12 protein-coding genes and 2 pseudogenes are annotated in these 19,687 nt (G+C 39.1%); 4 read left to right on the top strand and 10 right to left on the bottom strand.

Features of this window, described 5'->3' with window-relative positions; genetic code table 11:
- Positions 1-242: 242 nt before the first annotated feature.
- Genes ANSO36C_RS27080 through ANSO36C_RS27070 form a run of 3 tightly spaced genes read left to right on the top strand, consistent with a single transcriptional unit; the run spans position 243 to position 3,151 of the window.
- The gene (locus tag ANSO36C_RS27080; RefSeq protein WP_251957268.1) at positions 243-1,274 is read left to right on the top strand and encodes a FecCD family ABC transporter permease; all 1,032 of its coding nucleotides are present in this window, start codon (positions 243-245) and stop codon (positions 1,272-1,274) included.
- Positions 1,271-2,311, top strand: coding sequence for a FecCD family ABC transporter permease (locus ANSO36C_RS27075; protein ID WP_251957267.1), 1,041 nt, complete (start codon positions 1,271-1,273; stop codon positions 2,309-2,311). Before ANSO36C_RS27080 ends, ANSO36C_RS27075 begins: the two co-directional genes overlap by 4 nt.
- Before the next feature lie 18 nt (positions 2,312-2,329).
- Complete coding sequence (locus ANSO36C_RS27070) at positions 2,330-3,151, top strand: ABC transporter ATP-binding protein (RefSeq protein WP_251957266.1); 822 nt, start codon at positions 2,330-2,332, stop codon at positions 3,149-3,151.
- A 179-nt stretch (positions 3,152-3,330) separates the two neighbouring features.
- On the opposite strand, the gene ANSO36C_RS27065 is transcribed toward ANSO36C_RS27070, so the two are convergent.
- From ANSO36C_RS27065 to lepB, 10 genes and pseudogenes are all read right to left on the bottom strand, one after another.
- Positions 3,331-4,413 (bottom strand): response regulator, encoded by a 1,083-nt coding sequence (locus ANSO36C_RS27065; protein WP_251957265.1) that lies wholly within the window; start codon positions 4,411-4,413, stop codon positions 3,331-3,333.
- A 2,129-nt stretch (positions 4,414-6,542) separates the two neighbouring features.
- Positions 6,543-7,031, bottom strand: coding sequence for a hypothetical protein (locus ANSO36C_RS27060; RefSeq protein ID WP_251957263.1), 489 nt, complete (start codon positions 7,029-7,031; stop codon positions 6,543-6,545).
- A gap of 228 nt (positions 7,032-7,259) precedes the next feature.
- A complete protein-coding gene (locus ANSO36C_RS27055; RefSeq protein ID WP_251957261.1) occupies positions 7,260-7,538 on the bottom strand; it encodes a hypothetical protein in 279 nt (92 codons plus the stop codon).
- A gap of 135 nt (positions 7,539-7,673) precedes the next feature.
- A pseudogene (locus ANSO36C_RS27050) lies at positions 7,674-8,339 on the bottom strand (response regulator); the annotation flags it as partial.
- 373 nt (positions 8,340-8,712) lie between these two features.
- Positions 8,713-10,548 (bottom strand): GGDEF/EAL domain-containing response regulator, encoded by a 1,836-nt coding sequence (locus ANSO36C_RS27045; protein WP_251957259.1) that lies wholly within the window; start codon positions 10,546-10,548, stop codon positions 8,713-8,715.
- A pseudogene (locus ANSO36C_RS27040) lies at positions 10,545-13,034 on the bottom strand (ATP-binding protein); the annotation flags it as partial. The pseudogene ANSO36C_RS27040 and the gene ANSO36C_RS27045, both read right to left, overlap by 4 nt.
- A 48-nt stretch (positions 13,035-13,082) precedes the next feature.
- On the bottom strand, positions 13,083-14,195 hold the full coding sequence (locus ANSO36C_RS27035; protein WP_251957257.1) for an IS630 family transposase: 1,113 nt from the start codon (positions 14,193-14,195) through the stop codon (positions 13,083-13,085).
- Positions 14,119-15,345 carry a cache domain-containing protein gene (locus ANSO36C_RS27030; RefSeq protein ID WP_251957256.1) on the bottom strand — a complete coding sequence of 409 codons (1,227 nt, stop codon included), beginning with the start codon at positions 15,343-15,345 and terminating at the stop codon, positions 14,119-14,121. Before ANSO36C_RS27030 ends, ANSO36C_RS27035 begins: the two co-directional genes overlap by 77 nt.
- 509 nt (positions 15,346-15,854) lie before the next feature.
- On the bottom strand, positions 15,855-16,640 hold the full coding sequence (locus ANSO36C_RS27025; RefSeq protein WP_251960452.1) for an MOSC domain-containing protein: 786 nt from the start codon (positions 16,638-16,640) through the stop codon (positions 15,855-15,857).
- A 188-nt stretch (positions 16,641-16,828) separates the two neighbouring features.
- Positions 16,829-17,470 carry a signal peptidase I gene (gene lepB / locus ANSO36C_RS27020; protein ID WP_251957254.1) on the bottom strand — a complete coding sequence of 214 codons (642 nt, stop codon included), beginning with the start codon at positions 17,468-17,470 and terminating at the stop codon, positions 16,829-16,831.
- Positions 17,471-17,889: 419 nt separating this feature from the next.
- Between lepB and ANSO36C_RS27015 the strand changes: the two genes are divergently transcribed.
- Positions 17,890-19,209 carry a dihydroorotase gene (locus ANSO36C_RS27015; protein WP_251957252.1) on the top strand — a complete coding sequence of 440 codons (1,320 nt, stop codon included), beginning with the start codon at positions 17,890-17,892 and terminating at the stop codon, positions 19,207-19,209.
- Positions 19,210-19,687: the final 478 nt, after the last annotated feature.

Here is a 19,687-nt window from a genome sequence, read left to right as displayed (position 1 = left end):
TTACAAAGCAAATTTAAGTTGATCTAACAATACCACTTTGTTGAGAAATTATATCAAAGCTATAACGGTATGCTTTATTCCGTTTAAAAAATGGGGAAAAGGCTACACAATCATGTAATCTATATATTTATCAAGAAAGATTATCAACTTTCATGATCAAAAAGCTGTTAAATATTGAGAGTGCCCATTGAAAAAACAACTAACCAGCAGAGCGTAATATTTTCCAGTCACGGCAGAATCAGATGATAAAAGCGACTACACTCTCACCCAGAGAATTGAAAAGGCCACAATTGTCAGCCTTATTTGGTCTGATTTTGGGACTATGTATGCTAGTGATTTGCTTGCTGTTCAGTGTGACGCTAGGTGCAGCAGAAATACCTCTAGGTAAGATTTTGACATCTTTTATAGCCTTTGATGGTTCTTACGATCACTTAGTTATTCAGACTGTGAGATTACCGCGATCGCTAATTGCTATCCTTGTAGGTTCAGCCCTTGCTGTATCGGGAGCATTGATGCAGGGTTTGACGCGAAACCCCTTAGCAGATCCAGGTATTTTGGGTATTGAATCGGGAGCCGCCCTCTTTGTGGTTGTGGCAACTTTTGTTTTTGGCAGTTCATCCATAGGTGTTTACGCCCTTGTAGCCTTTTTGGGTGCGGGAGTAACAGCAGTGTTAGTTTACATCCTTGGTTCGTTGGGACGAGGAGGAGCTACCCCATTAAATTTGACGGTAGCAGGAGCAGCCTTAACTGCTTTGATTTCTTCCCTCACCACCGGTATCCTCATTGTCAGTCAACAAACACTTGAACAAGTCAGATTTTGGTTAGCTGGTTCATTATCTGGTCGAGATTTTAATTTATTCTTACAACTGCTGCCTTTCGTCGGTATGGGATTAGTAATAGCTTTTGCCCTCGGCAGACAAATTACTACTATGAGTTTAGGTGAAGATGTCGCCAGAGGCTTGGGTCAACAGACAGCTTCGATCAAAATATTTACCGCTATCAGCGTAGTTTTACTGGCAGGAAGTTCCGTCGCTCTTGCTGGGCCAATCGGCTTCATTGGTTTAGTAGTTCCCCATATAGTGAGATTTTACATTAAAGCCGATTATCGTTGGATATTACCTTATTGTGCAGTTTTGGGGGCAATTTTACTATTAGTCGCAGATATTGCCGCCCGTATATTGCTCAAACCACAGGAGTTACCTGTAGGTATAATGACAGCAATCGTTGGCGCTCCTTTTTTTGTCTACCTGGCTAAGTCAAAGGTGAAAAAATGAAGGTTGATTGGCTAGTCATTCGTTCCCAAGCGATATCTTTCCGCATCGAGCGACGTGTACCAATCATACTGTTATGTTTGGCAGTAGCGATCGCAGTGGCGATGGTGATAAATGTAGGGCGGGGTGAATATCCAATCTCGCCTTTAGATATCGTGAAAACTATATTGGGTTTAGATACAGGAAACCCAGACCATCTATTCGTGATTCAGAATCTGCGTCTACCCCGCACCCTGGTAGCTTTTATGGTAGGGATGGCGCTGGCAATTTCTGGCACTATCTTCCAAGGGTTGACACGGAATCCATTGGCAGACCCCGGTATTATCGGCATCAATGCTGGGGCGAGTCTGGCGGCAGTTACAGTAATTGTACTATTTCCTTCAGCACCTATTTATACCTTACCTGTCTCAGCTTTTGCTGGTGCTTTGCTGATGGCGATTTTAATTTACTCGCTAGCTTGGAATAACGGTAGTTCCCCGATTTTATTAATTTTAATGGGTGTTGGCTTATCTGCGATCGCCAGTGCTATAACCAGCTTGATGATTACCTTTGGGGAAATTTCTGACGTTAGTAATGCCTTGGTTTGGTTAGCTGGGAGTGTCTACGGCCGGACTTGGGAGCAAGTCTTTTCTCTATTACCTTGGTTAATTGTTTTTGTGCCAATGGCTTTGGCACTAGCAAGGCATTTGAACGCTTTAAATTTAGTAGATGATGTCGCCAAAAGTTTAGGTAGTCAAGTGGAATGGCAACGTGCTTTACTCGTGCTGGTGGGTGTAGCTTTAGCAGGTTCAGGAGTCGCCACCGCCGGAAATATTGGTTTTATTGGTTTAATCGCACCACATTTAGGACGACAGTTGGTAGGTGCAACCCATGAAGGCTTGATTCCTACTTCCGCACTCTTAGGGGGAGTGATTGTTGTGATGGCAGACTTGCTAGGAAGAACACTGTTTGCACCTATCGAACTTCCTTGTGGGATTGTAACTGCTGCTATTGGCGCTCCTTATTTTCTTTATTTATTAATTCGTAACCGCAAAAAATAAAGCTGGGAAATATCACTTATGAAAGGACTCTCAACCAAAAGTCTGTCTTTAGCTTACGATGGTGCATTGATTATCCGTGACCTGAATTTGGCAATCCCCACTGGACAAATTAGTGGTTTAGTTGGTGCTAATGGTTGTGGTAAATCAACGTTGCTAAGAGGTTTAGCAAGATTGCTTAAACCCCGTGGCGGTACGGTATATCTTGATGGAACATCTATTTTTAATCTTTCCACCAAAGAAGTAGCACAGCAGTTAGGTATTTTGCCCCAAGGGCCAGTAGCACCGGAAGGATTAACGGTGCAAGATTTGGTAGCACAAGGACGTTATCCTTATCAAAATTGGTCGCAGCAGTGGTCGGCAAAAGATGAAAAAATCGTGCAGCAAGCACTAGAAATTACAGATTTGTTGAAATTAGCAGATAGAGCATTAGATACTTTGTCTGGTGGACAACGACAAAGAGCTTGGATTGCAATGGCGTTGGCGCAAGATACAGATATTTTACTTTTAGATGAACCGACCACTTTTTTAGATTTGGCGCACCAGATAGAGATTTTGGATTTGTTGTATGAGTTGAACCAAAATCAAGGGCGGACAATTGTGATGGTGCTGCATGATTTAAATCAGGCGTGTCGTTATGCTGATTACTTAGTTGCAGTTAAAGATGGTCGAATTTTTGCTGCTGGGGAACCAAAGCTAGTGATGACTCAAGAAATGGTTCAAGAAGTTTTTGGGTTAGAGTGCCGAATTATTCCTGACCCAGTGATGGAGACACCAATGTGTGTACCGATAGGACGTAAGGGAAAAGTAGTAAATAACAAACAAATGTACTTAAATTCCTGATTCGATTTAAAATCGCCTCTTCCGTTTCAATATTTTGGGGTAAAAATAATCTGTAAACCTAGCTACAAAATTAGATGCATTTACCCTGGGGTCTGGCTGAATTACACTTTTATCCAGGCTCGTCCATCTTTAGATGCGTTTGTCCTGATTCTTAAGTGAAGCTTTTTTAGACTAGGAAATTAAACAATATGTCGAAAGATAACTTTTAATAAATCTCCTTGTTTAAACGGCTTACTTAAATAGCCTGATGCTCTGACCATCTTAGCTTTAGCTCTATCTATAAATCCTAGTTTTTCTGACACCAGAACCACTGGTGTATTTTTAAAATGTGAGTGTTTCCGCAGCAAAGAACAAAGTTCATATCCATCCAAATTTGGCATCGAAACATCTAACAAAATTATGTCAGGTTTTATCCGGACAATCTGCATTAAAGCTTTTAAAGAATCGGTGGCTCCGATAACAGAAAAGGTTTGCTCATCTAAATAACTTTTAATAGTATTCAATACCGTAGGACTATCAACAATACAAAAGATTGTGTAGATTTTTTTGTCAGCAGGTGACTGGATGATTTGCTGACCCCTATGTTCATTAGTATTAATAGAGTAAACTGCTGGTTTATAGCTGTTTATTCTAGGCAACTTTGGTGGAGTTTTGGCTTTAGGTTGCAGCTCATTTATTTGAAAAAATTGTGAGGCGTGCGATTGAGAACTTGATGATGTTTGATAATAACCTGCTTCTCTCTGGGGCGTTAGACATCGTTCAACTAGCAATCGGAGATTTAGATGACAAAACTTTGGCATGTCATCCAGAAAGCTTTCAGGAATAAATTCATAACTCCCCTCTTCTAAGTTCAGAAATGACTCCAGAACTTCTAGCGCCAATTGCTCTATCAGCATTGCCGCTTGAGAGGGACTGATATATTTTTGATTTACTAACCAGCAAATAGCCAAATAATCTGGATTTGGTATTGCTTGATTTTCAATACCAGTTTCAAATATCGCCCGCAACTGGTCTTTAATTCCGTGAGGAAGAGTAGAAATTTGCTGACTCAAGCGTTGCAAATTTCTGTAAAGCGGTTCAAACATTTTCTCTGAGTAGCACGCATAAATTAATTTACCCTCGTCCACATATATTGACCAAGAGCCTGATGTGCTAAACACTTGCAAGCAACCAGTAACCGACTTACCAGTGATTTTTTTCAACAAAGGTAGGGGCTGAAGCTTTTGGAAAAATCTGTATCTACTAATCGGAAGTGTCTTCATTGGCATGGCTTGGGAATAGAATTAACATTTGCAGGCGAAATTAGTGAATTACCTTTTCGGAATTCACTGCGACTTTGTTGGAAGCACTGTCAGATAAATATAGCGGTCACATTCGAGTTAGTACAGAGATTCCATACCCCCCAACTCTTAATTCACCAATCTTTGTTAAGCTGTAATGCACGAGTTACAACTAAACCAATTTATGCTACTGACCAATAGCAAAACTGCCTGACTAGTTGCCAGGATATAGTATTTCAAAAATGAGATTGGTTTTCTGTATCTTTAGCTAATCTAGCCAATCTAACAATAGCTCAAGTGTCACGCATAGACCATTGGCTCTCGCCCATCAGTCACAAAAGCATCATTGTTATCCGTATTTGGCAGTTTAAAATTATAGATACTTTAGCTCGATTGCAAAAGTTTTGTTGCCCCTAATGCTAAAATCTAGAGCGACTAAAATTTACTGTTATGTAGACGTAAATTGCTCTCAAATAAGGCTTTTAGCTATTAAGTTCGCGCTGACGAACTAGGTTTTTATCGCCTTGACAAGAGTCGTCGGGTACTTTTCCAAGAAGTTTGTTCTTGAGGGAAACAGCATTAAGAGAAAAAGTATGATTAAAAACTAAGCATTCAAAAACTTCAATGTCTTACTTAGGTTTGTGATTGTAGAGCAACCCTCAATATTTTGCGTTGAACAAAAGGCAGAGGAGTAGGGAGCAAGGGAGATAGAAAAGAATTGGGATTCGACACCTTGTCTACGCAGTCCGACTATGCTCACGGTAAACTCAGTAACCACCCCGCGTTAGCTTCCCGCTTTTTTACGAGAGCCACTGGTAGAGAAGTGGGATCAGACTCATGTTGTCTCTGGTAATAGCCTCCTTCCCCTTGCCTCTTCGTTGAAGGTTGTGAAACTAAACAAAGCCCTGAAAATGTTGGGTTTCGTTCCTCAACCTAACCTACACCAAAGTGATTTTCTAGGCAAAACCTAAGCAGTATTGGAGCATCTGTTAGTGTTGGGATTAGGCAGAATTATCACTTGCACAACAAGAATGGTAAACCTCCGGCCAAAGATGAGTTAACTGACAATTGCCGCCATGATGGTGTGTGGTGAAATGCACAGACGACAAAATCAGCAGAAGTGAATCTCTTCATAAGTAATGGAAACGGGTTCTAATGTTATGTGGAGAAAATAGTCACCCTGCACAATTTGGAGCGACAAATTCAAGAACTTACAGCTAAATTCTTGATTACATAGTACGTGCCTGCAAAATAGCTATTTTCAGCTAGATGGTAGATAACATTCAGAAGACAGAAGAAACTCAAGCACAAATACGTGTGGTTTAGGCTGTGAGTGGAAGTTTTGTATCGCATTTCGTGCCGCTACGCTAATGCGTTGTACATCTCGATACAATTCTTCTTTTTAAGCTGTGGTTCTAAACCCAGAACTAAAGTTTTAATTATACTTCTCTCCTGTCGCCCTCTGCCCTCTCCCAAGGGGAGACGCTAAAAGCGATCTGCCTCCTGCCTTTTCTTGTAACGTACTCACTAAAACTCAGGTTACTATAATTTTCAAAAGAAGTTAGCAGAAATATATAAACTTCATGAGAAATTAGTAAAGTAAACATGAAAACTAATTAATAGTATCTTCCAGACAATTGTCATAAATATTTATTTTTTTAAATGTCCGGAAAGGTGGAAAATTTCCAGTAAAAAATAATTTTAGATGCTTATTTAATTGCACTTAAAAAATCAGTGAATCATTTTATAAGTAGGTAGGCATAATTAAATATAAGATGTCATTGCGAGTGAAACGAAGCAATCCCAGAGACTTTGCGATTGCTTCGTTTTACTCGCAATGACAGAACATATTATATTTATTTACGCCCATTTACTTAGTAGCAATTTGTCCGAAAAATCTCAAGTTTTAAAAATTACAAATATAAATACAAAATTGACCACGCAGCCTGCCACAGGTATCTGTTAGCGCAGCAGGAGCATCAGTTTTAAAGACAAGTATTGTATTTATTAACCCATAATCTATATGTAGCAAAAAGACGCAAATAAATTATTTGCGTCTTTGGCGTGAGATTTATAAATGGACATTATCACCGTTATAGTTCTCCATTTACTTAAACTTGCTCGCGCCAGCACCAGTTTAAAAGTGTGCCACATGCTACGAGCTTAATTAATTCCAGTAACCAATAACCACCATGTAGTAAATTCATTGTTGATGGAATAGCAGCAGCTTCAAATAGGTTGAGTTGAACTCCTGTAGCACACATCTGCGGAGTTAAGAAATAGGTATCAAGCATAGCTATAGTTAACAACAGCCCAGATAAAACAATACTGCCAATACGCCAGTGATATTGGGTTTTGCCTAAAGCTAGTGCCCCAGTTAATACCACAGCAGCAGATAATAATTCCATCCGATTGAAGTTCCAAAAAATCGTATAGCCTGCTGTTGTAAAACCAGCTTGGCTCATCATTCCAGAAAGATAAAGGCTAGGCATAATTACCCAGTCTAAAACTAGACTAGCACTGAGCCAAAAGCCCAAAGTCAATATGATGGCGGTTTGCCAAATTGGTCGTTTGAATTCAAGGTTAGAGATAGCAGTCATAAAATAATTGCGTGTGTTGTATTTCTTTAGTTTCTAACTTCACCAGCAGTTTGACATGAAATATCAACTAACCTTTACAAAGCGATCGCTCTTAAATTATGAACTCAATCGCAAGATTTTTTCAACTTGATTAAGAAATATTAATATTTTTTAAAAAGTATTTTAAACTTCCATAAAAATGCCCAATTGCTTAAAGACAAGGAAGAAAAGAAGTAAATTTCTTCGTTATCAATACTGAATTTTGGATACAATAATAGCAATTAATACTGCAAGACCTAGCGCTCTGCGAAAATAATTGACGCCTTGAAATAATTCTAGCCATGCCCAAGTATATAAGGAACCATTTGCCACTACGTCTAAGACTGTATTGATTTTGCCACTTGTAAAAATCAGACTAAGGATACTAGCTACTATCCAAAGAATAAATGGTAGGTTTGGCATCTGAGCCAAAACAATTTTACCTTCACTGTCACGAAAGGTTTTATCAACTAATGTATTTTCTGTCATTTGAAATTGCCATTTAGCTAAAATTTATTAACTTACAAAAAACACTGAGTATTCTATTGAGAAAAGGCTGACATTTTATTGCAAGCTATTTAATAAAATTAAAACATTCAGGCAAATCTTTTTTCAAGCATCATCTTTAGCTATTTCCTGAATTTTTGGTGTGGGTTTGGGATATTCTTGTTGATAGACTTCAATGATATTCACTAGGTCTTGTACATATTGACCAGCATATTGGAGATTTCCATAAATGAAACTGATAGGGTTGTTAATCTCATGAGCTAGCCCAGCGACTAATTGCCCCAACGCCACCATCTTTTCGTTCTGAATCTGTTTAACTTGAGAGGCTTGCAAGTTATCAAGAGCCTGTTGGAGTAAAAAGTTTTTTTCTTGCAGTTTAACTTGGAGCAAACGTAAATTAATCTGATTTTCAATTCGCAATACCACCTCTGCCCCATGAAAAGGTTTTGCAATATAATCTACACCTCCAACATCAAAAGCTTTTACCTTATCGACAACATCATCCAGGGCGCTAATAAAAATTACTGGGACTTCAGAAGTTTTATCGTCAGCTTTTAGTTGTTGACAAACTTGATAGCCATCCATCCCTGGCATATTGATATCTAGCAGAATCACATCCGGCAAAACCATTTGACACGCAGTCAGTGCCATTTTGCCGTTTAAGGCTTTGCGAACTTCAAAACCTTGTGCAGTCAACATTGCCGATAAAAGCCGCAAATTATCTGGGGTATCATCGACTACCAAAATATTTTTTTTATGATGGTTAGTTTGATTAAAATACATTATTATCAAAAGCTAGGCGTATAGTTATTGAGGGTAGTAAATTCTTCTTGGAAATCACTCTGAAGTTTATTTATCATTTTTACCAAAATACTTATATTTATAGTTTAACTCCCACGGTGTCTAGAGAGTTTTATATAGGACTTATATTTGATTTTTGAAAAAACTCCGTACACTCAAAAAGTCTTTTTTCCTACTCCCCACTCCCTACTCCCCACTCCCAGCCTACGCAAATAATTTCAGTAATCAAACCGGATTCCTATAGACTATCAAAGCTATTGGTAAGTGATGAGCTTTGTGAACCTAATAGCCTGCTTCTGGGCGTATAATGCATAGCCGAGCGTCAAAAATGAAATCCCCAGGTACTATTTAATAGCTACCATTGAGGTGATGCAGCAAGCAATTCAAGAACTAACTGTTGTTCTATTGGTCGAGAAAACAGATATCCTTGAGCAAAATTACAGTTTAAACTTCTCAATTGATCTAACTGTTCTTGTGTTTCGACACCTTCTGCGATCGCACTCATCCCCATTGAATTGGCAATGCCAATCATTGCTGGTACTAACCCCATATTCTCTTTGTTATCCTGCATCCGGTTGACGAAAGATTTATCGATTTTAAGTGCATTCAAAGGAAAATTATGCAGGTAACTCAGAGAGGAATATCCTGTACCAAAGTCATCCATAATCAACTTTATTTTTCGCTGTTTTAGTTGTTGAAGAGTTATTTTAATTGCATTAGTATTTTCCATAATTACACTTTCTGTAATTTCTAGTTCTAAGTATTCAGGATTTATTTTATTTTCATAAATGATTCTGTCAATTTGTTCTACAAAATTCGGCTGTAAAAATAACCTTGCACTTAAATTAACACTAATTGTTAAGGGTTCTGGTGTCACTGGATGATGTTGCCAGATGCTTAATTGATGACAAGCCGACTGTAATACCCAAGTATTGATGGCATTAATCAAACCTGTTTCTTCGGCCACAGGAATAAATTCTATAGGAAAAACCATACCACGAATCGGATGTTGCCACCGCACCAAGGCTTCAAACCCAGAAATTCTGCCTGTAGCCAAGGAAACAATTGGTTGATAGTAAACGAGGAATTCTCGCCTTTCAACAGCTCTTCGCAGATCATTTTCTAACTCTAAAAGCTGAATAGCTTCCTGATGCATTGCTGGATTAAAAACGTGATATTTAGCTCTTCCTTGAGCTTTAGCCCGATACATTGCCGTATCAGCATCCCGCAGCAAATACTCTGGGCGCTCATAATCTTTATTGCCCCAACTAATACCAATACTGGCATTCATAAATACTTCATATCTTGACAGCTTAAAAGCAAGTGATAGCTGTTGTATAATCCGTTCGGCAACTTGGATTGCTATGTTAATATCTGTGATATTTTCTAGAAGAATACCAAATTCATCTCCGCCTAATCGTGCTAAAGTATCAATAGGTATCAGACAAGCTTGTAGGCGGCGAGCTATGGCTATTAGTAATTCGTCTCCCACTGGATGACCAAGAGAATCATTGATAACTTTGAAGCGATCGCAGTCCAAGAAAAGTACAGCAAACTGATAACTAGATTCTTGCTTTGCCCGATTGAGAGCATTTTCTAGTCGTCTAATAAATAAAACTCGGTTTGGTAATCCCGTCAGGGAATCATGAAGTGCTATATCTAGCAGTTTACTTTGCAATTTCTGGCGGGAATTAATTTCTTCTTGGAGCTTTTGTAAAGTTTTTTCTAGCTCCCCAGTCCGTTGTTTTACCCGATGTTCTAATTCGACATTTAGTTTCAATATTTCTAATCGCGCCGACCTCAATGCCAGTTGATTTTGCACGCGCACTAAAACTTCTTGAAACTCAAAAGGTTTGGTGATGTAGTCTACGCCACCCACCTTAAAAGCTTTAACTTTATCAATAACATCATCTAAAGCGCTAATAAAAATTACCGGAATATCGGCTGTTAAGTCCCAAGCTTTAAAAGTCTGACAAATTTCATACCCATCTACTTCTGGCATCATAATATCGAGCAAAATCAAATCCGGTAATAGTGTTTGAGTTGCCGTCTGTGCCATTTGCCAGTTCAAGGCTTTACGAACGTTATACCCTTCCCTTGTCAATATGGAGGATAAAACCCGGAGGTTGTCTGCCATATCGTCTATGATCAAAATATCTTTTTTATTAGGGTCTAAATGATCGTAATTCATTCTACGTTTGTTATAGTCAATTCCATTATTTTCTCAAACTGGTAGTTATTTGCTAAATCCTTAAGAACTTGGGAAAGTTGATAATTTTCTGATGGAATTTGCTTAAGTAACTCTAAAATCAGTTCATCGCTACAGCTGGCTGCGGCATAGTGAATCTTGTGGAGCCACTCAGGTGGCATTTGTGATAAATGGCTCAGGAGTTCAGCAACACTGACAAAAATCTGTGTAGGTTGATCGATAACTGCTGTGTTTGTGGTTTCTATTTGGTTGGTATAGTTTAAACCCAGATGTTGGCTCAGTTTTTCCAATAATACTTCTTGTCTGAATGGCTTGCGAATAAAATCATCACAGCCAATGGACAAAATTTTCTGGCGTTCTTCTTCAAAGGCGCTAGCTGTTAGGGCAACAATGATCGTATGTGTATTGGAGCAATCTTGTGTTGCTTCAGAGAAGTCGGAAGTGGGAGCCAAGATTTTTGGCATCCACGATCGCAAACTGGATGCACCAGAAACATCATTTTCCATAACAGCAGTTGCTTCTTCTGTGGGAGAGGCTTTGCATACAACTTCGAAAACCTCGCAGTTGCCGGAATCGGTTACTCCTGGCGCAAAGTAGTGCCCCCCCGATGATGCCAGTTGTTTGAATTTTGGGAACCTCCGCAACCTATTGACTGCCTTATGCCCTATTTCTCTAGCTTTAATTATTCTTGTAGCTTCGTAACCGTCCATAACTGGCATTCGCATATCCATAAAAATCAAGTGTGGTTGCCAAGATTCCCAATTTGCGATCGCTTCAGCGCCATTTGTAGCTTCCATGACTTCAAAGTCTAGAGATGTAAGAATTTTAACTAGCAACAAACGGCTTTCTTTGGAGTCGTCAACTACTAAGATACGGTATGTTTTGTCAGTAGGTGCTAAAGTTAGGGTTTTGGATTTAATTGGATTTATCGGGATTTCTCTGGGGCAGGTTAGAGCAATCTGAACATCAAAGGTAAACGTACTACCGACACCAAGGATAGTGGTGACACTAATATCTCCTCCCATCAGTTCTACATATTTACGGCTAATCGCTAAACCAAGCCCCGTCCCTTGTTGGAATTTCCTGCCGATTTCGGTTTGTTCAAAAGCCTCAAACAGCAAGTTAATTTCTTCTGGGGCAATGCCACAGCCAGTGTCTTCTATCTCGAAGATTAAGGATGGGGGAATGAGGACTGAGGATTGGGGATTGCTTATTAATTCTTCTTCCCCTGCTCCCTGCTCCCTGCTCCCCAGTCTCACCCGTAATGTCACCCTCCCGGTATCAGTAAATTTGATGGCATTTCCCAAGAGGTTGATCAAGACTTGAGACAGTTTATTTTCGTCCGTTTCTATGTACTTAGGAATATCTTGTGCATATTCAAACACTAATTCTAAATTTTTAGATACAGCACGCAAGTGCAACATTTCTTCTAAGTTCTTTAACAAATGAATTAAGTCAAAGCTGCTGCAATTTAATTTGATTCTGCCAGCTTCGATTTTAGACATTTCTAGAATGTCGTTAATTAAGTTGAGTAGATGTTCGCCTGCACGATTAATAATTGCTAAGTTTTCTTGATGTTCCGTGGATAGTGAATAATCTCGGCTCATGACTTGGGTAAAACCAAGAATGGCGTTGAGTGGGGTACGTAGTTCATGGCTCATGTTAGCAAGAAATTCGCTTTTGGCGAGGTTAGCAGCAGCGCTTCGTGCTGCTTCCCGAATGGCTGCTTGTTGTTCCTGGGCAGCAATTTTTTGCGATTGAATCAGTTCTTCTTGGGTGGTTTGCAGTTGCTCGATAAGTTGCTGAAATTCTTCAGTACGTTTTTTTACTTGATATTCTAAGGTGCGATTGTATTCTGCTAATAAATTTTCTGTTTGTTTACGTTGGCTGATGTCAAAAAATGTAGCCATTGCAAATGCCAGATTCCCCGATTCATCATAGATTGGCTTTCCTAAAACTTCAATGGGAGTAATCTTGTCATAAGAGCGAATTTCCATATCGTCAATTCTGGTGCTTTGTCCCAGTAATGCTCTTAAAATCGGCAAGCGATCGCTGGGGTAAAATTGATCTGTCCCCGCAAGATAAGCTTGATACACTTCTGACAATTTTTCGGAACTAACTGCGATCGCTCCTTGACCAAGAATTTGCTGCCCAATTTGATTTGTATAATAAGGTTCACCTTCAGCATCAATAATAAATACACCTACTGGCATAGCTTCTAAAAATTGATTTAACCGACTTTGGCTGTGAGATAGTGCCTCATTTAAGACTTGCATCTGGGCATTCTTTGCTGATAAAGCACTAAAAGATGCTTGCAGTTGCTTTGCCATAATTTCAAATGATTTGGCTAGTTCCCCCAGTTCATCGGAACGCTTAATTTCTGGTGTTTGCTCCCATTCACCTTGAGCAATTTTCTTCGCTGACGTGTTTAATTGTAAAATCGGCTTAATAACCCAGCGAGCAGTCAAAATCCCAATTCTGGTAGCGACTAAAAAAGCAACTAAGCTGTTGTGCTTTTAATTTGCACAAACAGCATTTCCCTTATTTTTTATTTTTCTTCCCCATTTAATAATAAGCTCTCCATCATTTAAGAGTTTATTTAACGTAGATTTTAGTTCACATACTGATTGAAATAGTCGATGAGCTATATATTCTTTACATGAATGCCAAACTAATTCAATTAGATTAAAGTCAGGGCTATAAGCAGAGAGATATTCAAGAATAATATTCGGTAGATTCTTTTCTATTTGGGTGCATATATCTTTACGTTTATGGTAACTTGCATTATCTAAAAATATAATTATTTTTGGACCATGTTCGTGAAAGCATTCTTGACTATTCCCTAAAGACAACCATTCTTTTAGTACAAATTCGTGTAGTTGTTTGAGCTGCTCATAAAAAGTTTCTGAATTTCCTCTTTCAACAAAATAACATATCCGCTTTTTATCAGATAGCCTTAAACCTCCCATCATGTTTACTCGACCTCTACTACGTTTCCCAGTAACTTTTTTTCTTTTTCCTTTTTTACCCCAAGTTTTCCTTCTTAACACTCGTAAACTAAAACCACTCTCATCCCAAAACCATATCTGATAAAGCTTTGGGTTCTCTTTTACTATTGATAAATAATTTTGAAACTTTTCTTTAAATTCTTTTCTTTTCTCTGCATTTTGTCTGTCCTCTAGACTATACTTTGCCCAAAGGTAAACATACTTTTTTCTTTTTAATATCTTCCTTACTTGAGAACTGCTTATTTTTAATCCTGTTTCTTTCTCTAGGTATGTTGATAATCTTTCTGCTGTCCATCGACCAAATTCATAACCTAACTCACTTGGTTCTTTTTCTACTATCTCTAATAGTTTATCTATATAAACTTGATTAACTTTTCTATATTCTCTTTTTCTTCTACCGTCTTCTAAGCTTTCTATCGTATCTGGATCTCCATGTACGCACCAATATGCTACTGTTCTACGAGAACAACCGATTAATGCTGCTATTTCTTCTTGCGTTCTACCATCATTCATCAATAATAGTATCAAAACTCGCTCTCTCATCTCAGAGCGATCGCTCTGTTTTAAGAATTTTTGTAGATTCTGCTTTTGTTCCAAGCTTAGAAACCCAATAGCCGGCATAGCAACCTGTACCTGAAGTTATATTCATATCTATTATATGCAAATTATAAGCGCAACAGCTTATACACAGCAAAATAGTGATGTGGGTGTTGGCGTTTATTTGCTCCATAAATTCGCCTTCGGGAATCACTGCCACAATTAGCCAATCTAAACCCAGTTGATCATTCCAGCTTTTTACCTGCACAAAATAACGCATTCCATCGGCAGTAAAACTTAGCTGTTGCTTCTCTACAACCAGCTTAAGATTGCCAAAGCGTTTGATCAAAGACTGTGTTGTGAGTCTAATTAAAGGATTTTGACTATTTAATGCTGATAGACGTTTACCTTTACCATTAATGATGGTATATGGTGGCTCGCTTGTAGAAGAAGCCACTATTAACCCAGAACGCTCTAAAATAAAAGTTTTACCCGACTCTTTAACTTTTAAGCTGGCTAAAAAGTTGCCGATTTGTGATAAGAGCAAATCAACACTAATTACCCCAACAAATTTGCGATTTTTATCGTAAATAGGATAGCTGGAAGATATGGATAAAATTTCTGGTTTATCTTCCCATTGATAAATTTGACTCCAGACGGGTTTACCTATCTTGACTGGATCTGCATACCAAGCTTCTATGCGGGGATCGTAATTTTTGACTTCCTGAAAATGGCGGCGATTTCCTTGGTTGTCTGTAGGATAAACATAAAGTTTACCGATACCATTCTTTTCGCTAACTTCATTAATCAATAACTTACCATTATCTAAACGTTCAACACCGATAAATTCACCTTTGGGATTGGCAAAGCTGTTGTAGCCAACATTGAAAACTTGCATTTGCTTCCAAAAGTAATTGCCGGTGGTTTTAAAATCGGAAAGGTTAAGCAAACCTAGCTCAATCGCATCTGAGTTGATTTGATTGATTTGTTTCGGGGTTGTTAAATAGCGATCAAGATGCTGTTCAATGCGATCGCAGATTTCATTTTCTAATTGCGTAGCAAGTTCTCTTACCGCTTTTTGGCCATTTTGATACGAAAGATAGCCCACAAGTCCAACCGCCCCACAAATTTGCAATATAAAGGGCACAATCAGAACATACTTCAGGGGCATCTTGGCATAAACTTTGCCAACTAAGCGATTAATAAATCTGGCGGGCTGAACTTTGGATAACATTGTTGTCTAATTCTTCCCCAGCATATTCTAGGTGCATTCTAGCTATATCAGCTACGCTTAATATCAATATAATTACGGTATTTATCATTTTATTTATGACATTTTTTATGTTTTTGGTACTAAAAAGCGAGTTCCTCCAACGCCTAATTTTCCAAATTTACGTAGGCGTAGTCTGTCGTAGACATCGCCTATACCTTGCAAAGACCCGATCACGCCTGAATTTGCTCAGTTTTCTCTGGCAATATGCCAACAGATGTTCTTAGATAAACTGATATTTAATCGATAAGCTCCAGTATGCCATTCTAAAATTCAGGTCGCCATTAGCACCTAATCCTAAATTTAATTTTTAATTGCTGATTCCTTCATTTTCCGGTCTTAAAAGCTTTGGGCTTGCACAAAAGCTTATTTTTAAATACAACAATTTTAAAATTGTCATGCAAAGACACAGTAAAAACAAAAAAATCAAAAAAAATTTACTTAATATTTTTTATTTTAAATAAATGTTAATTTTATTGTTGAATTATGTCAACCTCATCCCCGATTTGTAAAATTTTTCCGGCTGAGGATAGGGGCAATTGGGTATTGACACTCAATCTGTAAAAGTGATTAAAAGGCGATGAAGTAACCCAATTTGGTAGAGTTGCTTGTCGCTGAGTTGTAAAGATTTTTTGGAAGTTTGGATAAGCTTCCCCTAAATAAGAATCGCGTGTTGGGACTATACAACGCTGACACGGGTTAACCCCAAAAAAGTGTACATCTCCCACTCGAAAGGAGACTAAATCACCTTGTTTACTAAATAGTTGATCTTCCCAGAATGCTGGTACACCATCAATTTCGATATTGGCACGCATTCGACGGCGCATTTCATCTACATTTAAACCGGGAAACCAAGAAGCGACCTCTGCCAATGTTGCCGTACTAATTACCGTTGGGCCAAGTGAATGTGTATCGTCAGGAAAACCCATCAGAGAGTTTTGCTTTAATGTGACAGCAAACCCAAAAAAGTCACTCAAAGTTGCTTCTAATCCTTGCCGTTCCTCATCTAGATGAAAAATTTTTTGGAAGTCGCTATCTGGGATTTGCAACGAGATAGTTCTATTTAAGAGTGCAAATTGCGCCCTTAGTGAATGGATTTTAGCATGACGCTTGCCATTGACAAATCTACCCTGTTCGTCAACAATGGCAAACTCGCGGTCATGCTGTAGTGCCCCACTAGCAAGAACTCTAGCGTTCTCAACTTCAACACTATCTAGAGACTTAACTGGATACAGTAAAATTTTTGCTAAGTAAGGCATCATAGCAATTCTGGATTTTAGATTTTGCGAAAAGCTCTGAAGTCGGCTTGCGGCGATTTGTTAACGCAGCAGCAGCGTCACTTTTCAAGACGGATTTTGGATTAAAAATTGGTAATTTAGCAATCCCTCACTTTCTTTTCTGAATTCTAGATTCTGAATCCTTCTTCAACTTGATTAATATTCTTAACTTACGGATATACTGGCGACTTATCAATTCCGCCCACATGATTTAGGGGCCAGAAGCGAACTACAGCACGTCCAATAATATTTTGGCGGGGGACGACGCCCCAACAACGGCTATCGTAACTACTGTTACGATTATCACCTAGTACTAAATATGAATCGGGTGGTATAGTCTGGGGTTTTGCTAAAAAAGGTGGTTGTGGCCCTGATTGGCAAACATCAATGACTGTACTTTGCCCAGAACTAAGGTAATTGGCTTCTGGGAGGGGTTTGTTATTGATATAGACTTTGCCATCCTTAAGTTGTATTTTTTCTCCAGGTAAAGCAATAATACGCTTAATAAAAGCGTCCTGGTATTGTTCTTTTTGTAGCTCTTTAGTAGGTGAAAATACTACGATGTCTCCCCGTTGTGGGTCGGTAAATTTATACTTCAATTTATCGACAATTATTTTATCTGCCTCCCACTGGTTAGGCGTACCATGCAGAGTAGGTTCCATTGATCCAGAAGGAATCCAGCGTGCTTCAGCAACAAAGGTGCGAATTCCCAGAGCGAGAACAATGCTCAATACAATTGTTCTACCTAGCTCTGCGATCCAAGAATTATCGGGTTGTTGACTAGAGTTGTTATCAGGCACTTGATTTTGCATGAAATTACTTAATTTAACAAAATATGTAGGTAATCAACCCACCTAGTGAGACTTTATCTGTTAATCTTAACGAGAAAATTTTAATTTCTTAGTCATGTTTGCATCTTGACTACCAATTTTAGATTATAGATTTTAGATTTTGGCTTAAGATGTTTATTCTGGGTCATGACTCGCCTCTGGCGGGCGAAATCGATCTCAAATGAACAGGCTGAATCCCTTTTAGGATAAGATCAATCCTAAATCCAAGTTGTGCTAGAACTAAAATCCAAAATTGATTGGCGGGGTTCTTCATAAAATAAAAATAAACTTTTTTTTAAGGCACGGCAAAAAAAAATTGGTTACTCTGATCGCGAATAAGTTTAACCTAAAAGCATGGTTACTTGTAATACATAGTCCTCTATCAGAACTTGGTTATCCCTATGTCATCTCCAAAAACTTTACTGATTCGCCGCGCTCGTATAATCTTACCCAATGGTGAACTGATGATTGGGGATGTGTTGACGCGCGATCGCCAAATAGTCGAAGTTGCACCAGAAATATCGCCAACGGCACTAGCCACTGAAATTGACGCAGAAGGCTTGACTTTGTTGCCAGGAGTTATTGATCCGCAGGTGCATTTCCGGGAACCTGGACTAGAACACAAGGAAGATTTATTCACCGCCAGCTGTGCCTGTGCTAAAGGCGGAGTCACTTCTTTTTTAGAAATGCCCAATACGCGCCCCCTGACAACGACACAGCAGGCTTTAGACGACAAGCTAGAACGTGCCTCACACAAGTCGTTGGTTAATTATGGCTTTTTTATTGGGGCAACAGCAGAGAATTTACCAGATTTGCTTTTAGCAAAGCCAACACCGGGAATTAAGATTTTCATGGGGTCGATGCATGGCCAACTGCTAATTGATGGCGAAACTGCATTGGAGGCGATATTTGCTAAAGGCGATCGCTTGATCGCCGTTCATGCCGAAGACCAAGCTAGAATCAACCAACGCCGCCAAGAATTTGCCAACATTCACGATCCAGCCGTTCACTCGCAAATTCAAGATAATCAAGCGGCATTGCTTGCAACCCAATTAGCATTAAAACTTTCTCAAAAATATCAACGTCGTTTGCATATTCTGCATCTGTCAACTGCCGAAGAAGCAGAGTTGCTGCGTCAAGAGAAACCTAGCTGGGTGACAGCTGAGGTTACACCACAGCATTTGTTGTTAAATACTAGTGCTTATGAAACAATTGGCACATTAGCACAAATGAATCCACCTTTGCGATCGCCCCACGATAACGAAGTTCTCTGGCAAGCTTTACGCGATGGCGTGATTGATTTCATCGCTACAGATCACGCGCCGCACACCTTAGAAGAAAAAGCTCAAGAATACCCCAATACTCCTTCGGGAATGCCTGGGGTAGAAACTTCTCTAGCTTTGATGTTAACTGCGGCGATGCAAGGAAAGTGTACTGTAGCTGAAGTTGTGAACTGGATGTCTAAAGCTGTAGCTGTGGCTTATGGTATTCCGAATAAAGGAGCGATCGCACCTGGTTATGATGCCGATTTAGTGCTTGTGGATTTAAACACATACCGTCCAGTACGGCGCGAAGAACTTTTAACCAAATGCCATTGGAGTCCCTTTGAAGGCTGGAACCTCACTGGTTGGGCTAAAACCACCATTGTCGGCGGTGAAATAGTTTATGACAAAAGCCAGGTAAATACGCAAGTGCGGGGTCAAGCTTTAACTTTCTTGTAGCAAATATTTATTTAAGCTTACGTAGTAGACGAATAACTATACATCAAAGCCATACTTGAACTGGCAAGATTTTCATCTATCCAGAGTCAGACTAGACCAATGCGATTTGGTTAAAGCTAAAAGGCGAAAATCCTTGTTTTTCCTCTTTTAGCCTTTTAATCGAATAGCACTAAGATAAGTCCAAAGTTTCGCGTTGCCTCGTTCCCAGCTTGGAGGCTGGGAACGCATTCTGGCAGGCTCCGCCTCTGGTCAAGAAAGAGGAGGCAGAGCCTCTTAGAATACATTTCCAGTCTTCAGACAGGGAACGAGGCTACATAAGCTTTTCGCCTTTTTTTAGTGCCATTCCCTCTTAACCAAAGAGTATTGACTTGTTTCTGTATCAGGAATTGCAACTTGAAACCCTGAATTTATTTGTAAGTGTTTCAAGTCAAATCTTCAATAACTACTCTCTTCCCGTTATAAGATTACCTATTTATTG

Origin of the sequence: Nostoc cf. commune SO-36, assembly GCF_023734775.1 — a bacterium.
Lineage (GTDB): Bacteria > Cyanobacteriota > Cyanobacteriia > Cyanobacteriales > Nostocaceae > Nostoc > Nostoc commune_A.
Note: the sequence above shows the minus strand (reverse complement) of the source record. Positions and strands in the feature narration are given on the sequence as shown.